This window comes from Halobellus sp. LT62 (assembly GCF_037031285.1).
Classification (GTDB): domain Archaea; phylum Halobacteriota; class Halobacteria; order Halobacteriales; family Haloferacaceae; genus Haloquadratum; species Haloquadratum salinisoli.
The window spans coordinates 1,264,201-1,273,937 of the sequence record NZ_JAYEZO010000002.1; the positions used below are offsets into that span (position 1 = coordinate 1,264,201).

General features: G+C 62.0%; 8 protein-coding genes and 1 rRNA gene. 1 reads left to right on the forward strand and 8 read right to left on the reverse strand.

The genetic code is table 11. The features are described from left to right. Positions 1–92: 92 nt before the first annotated feature. The 8 genes from U5919_RS15700 to U5919_RS15735 form a co-directional block, all read right to left on the reverse strand. Positions 93–1,124, reverse strand: a complete 1,032-nt coding sequence (locus U5919_RS15700) for an ABC transporter ATP-binding protein (RefSeq protein ID WP_336025529.1) — start codon at positions 1,122–1,124, stop codon at positions 93–95. Between the two features lie 30 nt (positions 1,125–1,154). Next, positions 1,155–1,988 carry an ABC transporter permease gene (locus U5919_RS15705; protein ID WP_336025532.1) on the reverse strand — a complete coding sequence of 278 codons (834 nt, stop codon included), beginning with the start codon at positions 1,986–1,988 and terminating at the stop codon, positions 1,155–1,157. Then, positions 1,988–2,911 carry an ABC transporter permease gene (locus U5919_RS15710; RefSeq protein WP_336025534.1) on the reverse strand — a complete coding sequence of 308 codons (924 nt, stop codon included), beginning with the start codon at positions 2,909–2,911 and terminating at the stop codon, positions 1,988–1,990. The genes U5919_RS15705 and U5919_RS15710 overlap by 1 nt, the downstream gene beginning before the upstream one ends. 3 nt (positions 2,912–2,914) lie before the next feature. Then, complete coding sequence (locus tag U5919_RS15715; protein ID WP_425604233.1) at positions 2,915–4,021, reverse strand: extracellular solute-binding protein; 1,107 nt, start codon at positions 4,019–4,021, stop codon at positions 2,915–2,917. A 364-nt stretch (positions 4,022–4,385) separates the two neighbouring features. Further along, complete coding sequence (locus tag U5919_RS15720) at positions 4,386–5,954, reverse strand: FGGY family carbohydrate kinase (protein WP_336025537.1); 1,569 nt, start codon at positions 5,952–5,954, stop codon at positions 4,386–4,388. Continuing rightward, complete coding sequence (locus U5919_RS15725) at positions 5,951–7,102, reverse strand: Cdc6/Cdc18 family protein (protein WP_336025540.1); 1,152 nt, start codon at positions 7,100–7,102, stop codon at positions 5,951–5,953. The genes U5919_RS15720 and U5919_RS15725 overlap by 4 nt, the downstream gene beginning before the upstream one ends. 105 nt (positions 7,103–7,207) lie before the next feature. Further along, a complete protein-coding gene (locus tag U5919_RS15730) occupies positions 7,208–7,984 on the reverse strand; it encodes a helix-turn-helix transcriptional regulator (RefSeq protein ID WP_336025541.1) in 777 nt (258 codons plus the stop codon). Between the two features lie 53 nt (positions 7,985–8,037). After that, positions 8,038–8,598: a TATA-box-binding protein gene (locus U5919_RS15735; protein WP_144902635.1), complete on the reverse strand. Its 561-nt coding sequence runs from the start codon at positions 8,596–8,598 to the stop codon at positions 8,038–8,040. A gap of 950 nt (positions 8,599–9,548) precedes the next feature. On the opposite strand from U5919_RS15735, the gene U5919_RS15740 reads away from it, so the two are divergent. After that, positions 9,549–9,737: ribosomal RNA gene (locus U5919_RS15740) — 16S ribosomal RNA — on the forward strand; the annotation flags it as partial.

Here is a 9,737-nt window from a genome sequence, read left to right on the forward strand (position 1 = left end):
GTTCTCGAGAGTCTGACTTAAAAATTACTCACGCTATGGGAAGCATAAATAAAAATTTGCGCGAGAGGACGATCGACGGGGCCGTCACTGGGTCACTCGTACGATTCGACGATGTGAACGGATTCCGGGTCGATATCGATCGCCAGCGTGTCGCCGGTCTGGACGGCCTTCTTGGAGCGGTCCAATCGGAGCGTGAGCGAACGACCGTCCGGTAGCTCGGCGAATGCCTGCACGTGCTCACCCTGATAGAAGAGGTTCGTCACCTCGACGTCGATCGATCCGGAGCCGACCGGGATCTCGTCCGGTCGAATAAGCACGCGTACGTCTCCCTCGGCGGTCGACACCGCGGGCGTCGAGATGTCCTCGAATCCAAGTGAGAGCGTCCCGTCACGGACGGTCCCGTCAAGGAGGTTCGCCGTTCCGATGAACCCGGCGACGAACTCGTTCGCCGGCTCTTCGTAGATCTCCGCTGGCGTGCCGATCTGTTCGAGGTGGCCGTCGTTCATCACGGCGATTCGATCGCACATCGACATCGCCTGTTCCTGGTCGTGTGTGACGTAGAGCGTCGTCACGCCGAGCTCGTCGAGGAGCTCTCCGAGCTCCTGTCGGAGCGTCTGTTTCAGTTTGGCGTCCAGCCCTGTCATCGGCTCGTCGAGAAGCAGGATGTGCGGCTCGATCGCCAGCGCCCGCGCTAACCCCACGCGCTGTTGCTGACCGCCCGACAGGGTTTGCGGATTTCTCCCGGCCAGCTCTTCGATATCGAGCAGCTCGAGCAGTTCGTGCGCGCGTTCTCGGCGTTCGTCCTTGCTCACGCCGTGCATCTTCGGTCCGAACGTGACGTTCTGCAGGACGCTCATATTGTTGAACAGCGCGTACGACTGGAACACGAGGCCGACGTTGCGATTCTCCGGGGGGACGTGGGTGACGTCCTCGTCGTCGTAGCGAATCGTCCCCTCCGTCGCCGTCTCGAAGCCGGCGATGAGGCGGAGGGCCGTCGTTTTACCGCATCCGGAGGGACCGACGATCCCCATCACTTCACCGTCGTCGATGCTGATCGAGACGTCGTCGACGGCGACTGTCGAATCGAAGCGTTTCGTGACGTTTTCCAGTGAGACTTCTGACATCGGTTACTCCTTATGAATCTGTGTCATTTGTTAGATCCTCTGCACTGCTCCACGGTTACCGATGATCTGGAGCGTGATCGTGACCAGTGCGATGAGCAGGAAGAACACCGACACTGCAGCGGCGGCGTTCAGGAACGACGCGTTCGTGATGTTGTTGAACAGGAAGATCGCCAGCGGCGGCGTTCCGCGCGAGTACACGATGTACGAGAAGTTGAACTCCGCGGCGGCGAGCGTCCAAGAGATGATCGACCCGGCGATGATGCCGGTCTTGGCGTTCGGAACGATCACCGTGAGGAACGTCCGCGGCCACGACGCGCCGAGCGAGCGCGCGCTCTCTTCGATCTGCTGGAGGTCCATCGATTGGAAACTCGACTGGACGGCCATCACCATATACGGCGCTTTCAACAGCGAATAGCCGATGACGAGGGCAATGCCCGACGTCGAGAGGTCGGGATACGTCCGGAGGAAGGCGACTCCGAGGATGATACCGGGTGCCAGCGGGAGAATTGCGAACACGTTGACCCAACTTCGCCCCCAGAACTCATAGCGGGCTACGGCGTAGGCGATCGGCACGCCGACGATCAGGTTGATAACGACGCCGGCGAGAGCGAGGCCGGTACTGTACGCCAGCGAGGACCCGACGGCGACGTCGGCTCCGACGCCGGTACCGACGATGACGTCCTGCCAGTTGCTCAGCGTGATGAAGCCGCTCGGGAACACGCCGAACCAGTCGCTCGCGAAGGAGCTGATGAACGTCATAGCGACAGGGAACGCCAAGAAAAACAGAGTCAACGCCAACACGGCTTTGACGGTCTGGCGACCGAACCGCGCTGAGAGGCTCCCCCGTTCGAACCGGTCGGCCATCAGATGCTCACCTCCGCGGAGGTGTAGCGTAACATCAGCACGGTGAATCCGAGGACGACGACGAACCACACGGTCGCCATCGCCGACGCCTGTGCGATGTTGAATCCCTGTGCCAACTCGCGGTCGATCTGCAGGGTCCAGACGAGGAGCCCCTTCAGGATCAGGACGGTCCCGAAGATGGCCAGTCCCGTTCTGAACACGAGGATGAAGGCGCCGATGAGCCCGGGTTTGATCTGTGGAAGGGTGACGTATCGGAACGTCTCTAGTGGAGTCGCGCCCAGCGACCGCGCGGCCTCCTCTGCGTCGGTATTTACTTCGGCGTACGTCCCGCGAAGCAACAGGAGCGCTCGCGGGATCATCGAGTAGATGTACGCGAAGAACAGCCCGCCGACGCTCGTTGCGATCGCAACGTCGATCCGCGACTGCCCCGAAAGGAACGCGATAACGTTGCTGAGAACGCCGGTGTTGCCGAACAGGATGATGATCATAAACGCTGCAACGATCCCCGGCAGACTGTTCGGGAACGACAGGACGGTGAGAATCACCGATTTCGCTGGAAGATCGTACTTTTCTAAGGCGTGTGCGACGGGCACCGCGACGCAGATCGACGTGACCGTCGTCGCCGCCGCGAACCAGACGGTGTTGAACGCGATCGTTCGGTAGTACGGATCAGCCGCGAGCGTCCGGTAAAATTCGAGTGTGAACCCTTCGGTCACCAGACGGCTCTCGGAGAAACTGATCCGAACCATCTCCGTCAACGGGAACACGCCGGAGAATACGAGGAGGACCGAAAACGGGAGACAAAGCGCGATAACTCGCCTGATTTCCCGTTGTCGCTCGGTCGCGGGTGACACCAACGATCCAACGGTGGTCTGAACGGCTTCTGCGACCCGCGCACCCGGCGATACGTGATCTGCCCCCATCGGTTAGATGTCAGCTCCGCGCGTGATATCTTGGATGATCGAATCTTGGTTCTCGATGAGCGTGGACTGGTCGACGGTGAACTGCGTCTCGTCGTACCGGCTCTGCGGCGGGAACTCGTCCGGCATTTCCATCTCTGGCGCGCGAATCGGCCGCGCGTAGGCGTCGAGGAAGTGCTGTTGACCCTCGATAGAGAGGACGTAATCCATGAACAGTTTCACGGCTTCGGGGTTCGGCGCGTCCGCCAGCATCGCGTAGCCGTACAGCGCGTTGAACGCCCCGGCGTTGCCGTCGGGGCCCTCCAAGAGCGCCACGCCGACTTGGTCTTCGTCGAGGTCCTCGACGTTGTACTTCAGGTCCAGCCCCGAGTAGTCATAGCGGATGAACGACGAGTATTCACCGCTCGTGAACTGCGCGAGGAAGTTGTCGGTGAACTCCGCCCCGCCCTCTTGGATCGTGTTGTAGTAGTCGATCACCGGCTGGACGTCGTCGAGGCCCCCGCCGTAGGCGTTGTTGATCGACAGTGCGGCCGCGAGACCGACCGCCGCCTGCGGCGTCTGGAGTGCGAGGTCCTGCATGATGTCGGGATGCTTGAGGTCCTCCCACGTCTGCGGCTCGTCGAGCCCGCGTTCCTCGAAGATGTCCTTCCGATAGGTCAACGCTGTCGTCACCTTTCGCGTCGACGTGCAGTGGCCGTTGTCGGTTTTCGCGTTGTCGGGGACTTTGTCCCAGTTCGCCGGCTTGTACGCCTGCGTCAGACCGTCGTTCATCGCTTGAATCGCGAAGGTGTACCCGCCGTTGAACGCCGAGTGCGTCGGGCTCTGCGCTTGCGATCGCGCGTCTTGGAGCGCTTCTCCGGAAGACCGATCGTTGTCGTTGAGCTCGACCCCGTACTCTTGGTTGAACGCTTCCATCACGGACGGCCAGTTCATCCAGCCGGACTGGACACAGTACACGTAGAGCTGTTCGTTCGTCGGGAAGGCGTCCGAACACACTGTCGTCTGCGAATCGCCGTAGCCGACGTCGTACGTCTCTCCGGAACAGCTCTCGCCGCTTCCGTCACCGCCGCTTCCGTCACCGCTATCACCGCTTCCGTCACCGCCGCCACCCATACAGCCGGCGAGGCTTCCGCCGATGACTGCTCCACTCGATGCGAGGACGCTGCGTCGCGTAGTCGGTTTGTTAATTTTCACCATAGCGAGCGACCGTAAACGACTTCGTGAGAAATTGTCATAAATTTGTTGGTGGTCAAAACTGTTTTATACGTCTTTTTCAACTCTTTCCGACACCAACGTCGTGTTCTACCGAAAATTCCGAATCAATACGGCTATCTGTCGGTATATAGCCCCGTATCGCTCGTTCGGACGTTCGATACGCACGTTGTGCGGTATTTGAACCGAACAAACGCGTATACGGAGCGGTATGTGAATTACGTACAACTACATATCTGTGAGTAAATCACGTTCGACGAGACCGTCACGCGGATTGATAGACGCTTGCGACCGCCTCGACGACCTCCCGCCAGTCCCGGTAGGCGTCGACGGCGACGTCGCTGTCACTCGACGGCCTGAAGGTCCGACCGGTCGGACGGCAGGCGTCGATGTCGTCGAGGTCGTCCCAGATATCTACTGCGAGCCCCGCCGCGAAGCACGCGCCGAGTGCGGCCGTCTGCGTCACGTCCGATCGGACGAGCGGTCGATCGATGAGATCGGCCTGACACTGTGCGAACACGTCGTCTTGGATCGCACCGCCGTCGACGAGCAGGCGGTCGTGTTCGACACCCGTCGCGTCCTCGGCGGCATCTACCACGGCTCGCGTCCCGAAAGCGATCGCCTCTACGGCCGCCCGAACGATGTCCTCGCCGCCGACATCCCTGTGCAGCCCGAACATCCCGCCCCGGGCGTCGGGCACCCAATCCGGAGCGCCCAGTCCGCCGAAGGCGGGGACGAGCTGTCCCGCCCCCGGCTGGCCGGTTCGGTCGGTCTGATCGAACCCACCGGCGTCTTCGAGCAACCCGATCTCTTGAAGCCACTCCAAGACGGCTCCGGTGGCGAACACCGGTCCTTCCAGCCCGTACTGCGGGTCCTCTCCGGCGCGCTGAAACCAGATCGTCGTCAACAGCTCCCCGTCGGCGTCGACCGGTTCGGTGCCCGTGTTCTGCAGGAAGAAGTTTCCCGTCCCGTAGGTGACTTTCGCGTCGGCGTCCGCGCAGGCGACGCGCCCGAGCAATGCCGCCTGCTGATCGCCCATCACGCCCGTCACCGGGATCGCCGCGTTGAGAATTCCGTCCGGATCGGTCATCCCGAATCCGTCGGGGTCGCTGGAGGCGTGAACCGTCGGCAGCGCCGCACGCGGCACGTCGAACAGGTCGAGCAGGTCGTCGTCCCACTCGCGCTTGCGGATGTCGAACAGCATCGTCTGTGCGGCGTTGGTGACGTCGGTCGCGTGCGTACCGGTGAGGTTGTAGAGCAACCACGCGTCGACGGTGCCGAGGAGAACCTCGCCTGCGGCCGCCCGCTCGCGGAGCGAGTCGCCACCGGCAGTCCGCTCGTGATGTGGCGTCCCTCTGACCGAGCGCTCGACGCCGTTGCACGGCTCGCCTCCGTTGTCGAGGAGCCACGTGGCGTTCGGGGCGGCGAAGTACGGATCTGGCTCCAGTCCCGTTCGCTCTCTGATAAGCCGTTTTTCCGCGGCGTCGAGTGCGCTGATCTGCGCCGCCGTCCGTCGGTCTCGCCAACTCAGCGCGCGGGTAACCGGACGACCGGATTCGGCGTCCCAGAGGAGCACCGTCTGTCGCTGACTCGAAATTCCGAGCGTCCGCAACTGTTCGGAGTCGACGTCGCCTCGGGCGAGCCCCCGGCGGATCGCGTCGGTCGCACAGCCCCACAGTTTCAGCGGATCGTACTCGACCCTATCCGGCGGCGTGGCCCGTTGGTGGTGGGCGGTGAACGCCGCCGAGACCGACTCACCGGCCGTGTTGAACACCACGAAGCGGGTCCCGCTGGTCCCCTGATCGAGTGCTCCGATATAGGTCTCGTCCGTCATTCGTCTCGCAGCGCCGCGAACAACCGTTCTGAGAAATTCAGTTCGACCCCGCTGGGACGGCGGCCGGTCGCCTGCGGGCCGACGGTCACTTCGCGCCGTTCGAGGACGCCACGCTGGGCCAGTTCGTACAGGAGTCGCTTGACCGTCCCGCCGGTCAAATTCGTTCGCTCGGCGATCCGTTCGGCCGCCGCTTCGATCGTGACCTCACTGTCCAGCGAGAGTTCGACGAGCTGTGCGACCACACGCTGCTCGTTGTCCGAGAGCGAGAGCACCGTCCCGGTGGGGATGCCACCGGTCGGAACGGACGCGGTACCGACGTCGACGTCTTCGTCCCGGAGCCGCGTTGCGCCGTCGGCCTCGGCGTTGATCGCCGCGACGAACAGCGCGGCCAACGCGTCGTGAGCGTCGCCGTCGGCCCACTCGGCGATCCGTTGGGCGTGGACGTGATCGAGCGTCTGTGATAGCCCGCGAGAGCCACGAACGGTGAGGATATCGACGAGTTCGTAAGTATAGGCGGGAACGTGGATCCGCTGCTCCGGAATCGGCAGCGAGAGCTCCTCGGGAGGCGTCCGACCGACACCGATCCACGCGAGATCCTCGAACGGTTCGAAGAACGAGTAGAGATCGGCGAGGCTGATCGTCCCCGGCTCGCCGAGGTGGTCGACGGCGACGAGGACTGTCTCGTTGGCGTCCACCACCTCGGCGATCCGTTCTCTGAGCGCGTCGGTGCTCACCCCGCGCTCGGGGATCGTTTCCACGAGCAGACTGTCGAGGAGCTGTCGGTACAGCCGAAACCGACTCGTCGCTCGTCGCGCGTCCAAGTAGACGAACTGCACGTCGGGACGGTCGCTCCCGCCCCGCGTCGCGGTGTAGAAGGGATCGCTCGCGGTCACCTCCGCGTCGAGCGCCGAGATCAACGCGGTTATGATCGAGGATTTCCCGGATCCTCGCGGCCCCCAGACGTAGGCGTTCGGCGGAACGGATCGATCGAAAAGCGGGTCGATCGCGTTCAGCAGCGCCTCGAACAGCGTCTCTCTTCCCACCGGTTCCGAGGGGTGAACCGCGGGATTCAGCGAGTCGCGATCGACGACCAGTTCGTTCTTACTCCGCCGGGTACGCCGACGTTCGATGCGTTCTGTGAGGTCCATACGACTCCCGTGAGTTATGGAGTATACGGGAGAGTGGCCGTAAAACTCTTGTTGCTGATCTCGTGGTCGTCGGCATCGGCCGTGATGTCCGTGAACGAGGGCGTTTCACGACCAAGCGTCCGCTCGGTCTCGAACGTCCTCGAACGCGTGTTCGGCCCACGAGACGAACTCGTCGCTCGTCCCGTCAGCGCTCGCGACGAGGTTTCCGTGCTCGTCGTACGCGCCGAGGTACGCGTGGCCGTCGACGAGCATCAGGCCGGATTCGAGCGGTTCCCCGGAGACGTAGAGGGTGAATCCGTCCAGTTCGCTCGCCCGTTCGAGCGCTTCGGGGTACTCCTCGGCCGACGTACTCAACACGTCGCTATCGACGATCAGCTGAACGACCGTGTCGTCGCCGATGACCCGCCCCGCGGCCTGATTGAACACGCGGCTCACGATCGGCGTGATCCCGTAAAACTCGCCGACTGGCTCCTCGCCGACGACCGAGACAAACCGATCCAGCGGGGCGTGCGGGTTCTCCGCGGTCGCCTCCGTGTACGTCGCCTCAGCGAGCGTGTCGCAGTCGATTTTACCGGTCGTCGTCCCCAAGTTACGCAGAAGCGTCCGGAACCGATTCGAGACGACCATACACTCCTCGAACCGATCGTAGCTGTTCGCCACGAACTCGCCCGCCCGCGTGAGACGGTATCCTTCCTCAGTGGACACCTTCTTCGCCCACCCTCGCTCGACGAACGCCCCGACGGCCCGCTGTGCGGTTTCACGGGCGCACCCGCACTGGTCAGCCAGTTCACTCGGTCTGCTGGCTGTCGTCCGCAACGCTCGAAGGACGTCGATTCGGGTCTCCGATCCGGCCAAAAACGCGATGTCGTCCCGCGCGTTCATCCGTTCACACGTTCGCTTGGGTCGCTATTATCCTGTCGAACGAACTCCGATCCTTATCCCAGCAGGCCCAAGTCGTCGATCCGCTTGACGATCTCTTCGACCGCCGTCTTCGCATCGTCGGTCCGCTTGCCACCGGTGATGACGATCTTTCCGGAGCCGAACAGCAGAATGACGACTTCGGGCTCGTCCATCCGGTAGACGAGGCCGGGGAACTGTTCGGGCTCGTACTCGACGTCTTCGAGGCCCAGACCGATCGCGAGGGCGTTCAGGTTCAGGTTGTGACCCAGATCCGCGCTCGAAACGATGTTCTGGACGGTGATTTCGGGGTCTTCGTCGACAGGAATACTCAGTCCGCGGAGTTTGTCGAAGATGATTCCCAGCGCCTCGTGGACGTCGTCGATGCTCTTTGCGCCCGTACAGACGATCTTCCCGGAACGGAAGATGAGCGCCGCCGCCTTCGGCTCCTGCGTCCGATAGACGAGTCCGGGGAAGTTGTCTGGGTTGAAGTCCGCACCGGGAAGGTCCTCGGCGAGTGCCTCGAGGTCGAGCTCTTGGCCGATGCCGGTCGATGCGACTACGTTCTGAATCTCGATTGAATCTGCGGGCGCACTCATACTCTGTCGGACTATCTTCGCCCTCCCTTATAAAGCCCCGTTATAAATGAACGGTTCTCAGAGAGCGAACCCTCCCGGCGATCGCGATAGACGTCTCCGGTTCCCGTCGTCCCGTTTAGACGTTCGTGGGTGAGAAGCGGTCGCGTGAGAACGCACCCACTCCTCGGACGTTGGCGGCGATACGCCCGTCGTGAGTATCGTACGTCCGCAGAGACTTCTTACTGGACGGTGCGGCGAGAGACTCTGGGGCGACATCAGATTTCGAGTATACGGGGGTCGCCGGGTACGGTGCTCACAGTCAGTTGCCGCCGTTGTTGGTGGTCTCGTAGCCATCTCCGGCGGCCCGATCTCAGTGGAGTCGGTATCATCGTATAGTAGCGTTTGCAACTGATTTCTCATCCGGCCGCACGCTGTCGTGCGGTCGAGTGAGTGAAGACTTGCAAACGCTACTATAGCTACGCATCACTTAGTGCTCTATCGCGCGCCCGCGGGGGAGAACCGTCAATTGATCGAACGTTCAGCTGCAAGCCGATAACACACGTGTTGTTAGACGATCACACATATCTTCCACAATTTTTCGAAGATCGTTCGGGATCAACGGCGTTAAGTACAACCCTCCCATCAGACAGTAATGCGAAGAACACAACGCGACTGCGGGCGGTTGAACCCCGTCCGCGATCGTTCTCCGACTCCCGTGGCATCCGCCGCGGGGCGCGACGGATTCAACGGGTTTATACCCGTACACCGTTTCGCTAAAGTCGGACACGGAATGAGGATTCCACCCCTGCGGTCCGCCGTACAGATGGGATCTGATGTTAGCCTTGGTGGTTCGGTGACACCTGTCTGGTGTCCACTGAACCACTGAACGGACCACGCAATGATATTTGGTGATCTCCTCTCTTCACGGAGAGGAAATCCCGCCACACCCCCCTCCCTTCGGGGAGGGACCCATTCCGGTTGATCCTGCCGGAGGCCATTGCTATCGGAGTCCGATTTAGCCATGCTAGTCGCACGAGTTCACACTCGTGGCGAAAAGCTCAGTAACACGTGGCCAATCTACCCTACAGACGCGAATAACCTCGGGAAACTGAGGCTAATTCGTGATAGAACTCTCCTGTTTGAACACCGAGAGTGACAAA

Bases quoted from the DNA above. Each gene is read 5' to 3' on its own strand.
- U5919_RS15725 (WP_336025540.1), bottom strand. From the start codon at position 7,102: ATGGACCTCACAGAACGCATCGAACGTCGGCGTACCCGGCGGAGTAAG.
- U5919_RS15710 (WP_336025534.1), bottom strand. From the start codon at position 2,911: ATGGGGGCAGATCACGTATCGCCGGGTGCGCGGGTCGCAGAAGCCGTT.
- U5919_RS15700 (WP_336025529.1), bottom strand. From the start codon at position 1,124: ATGTCAGAAGTCTCACTGGAAAACGTCACGAAACGCTTCGATTCGACA.
- U5919_RS15715 (WP_425604233.1), bottom strand. From the start codon at position 4,021: ATGGGTGGCGGCGGTGACGGAAGCGGTGATAGCGGTGACGGAAGCGGC.
- U5919_RS15705 (WP_336025532.1), bottom strand. From the start codon at position 1,988: ATGGCCGACCGGTTCGAACGGGGGAGCCTCTCAGCGCGGTTCGGTCGC.
- U5919_RS15735 (WP_144902635.1), bottom strand. From the start codon at position 8,598: ATGAGTGCGCCCGCAGATTCAATCGAGATTCAGAACGTAGTCGCATCG.
- U5919_RS15730 (WP_336025541.1), bottom strand. From the start codon at position 7,984: ATGAACGCGCGGGACGACATCGCGTTTTTGGCCGGATCGGAGACCCGA.
- U5919_RS15720 (WP_336025537.1), bottom strand. From the start codon at position 5,954: ATGACGGACGAGACCTATATCGGAGCACTCGATCAGGGGACCAGCGGG.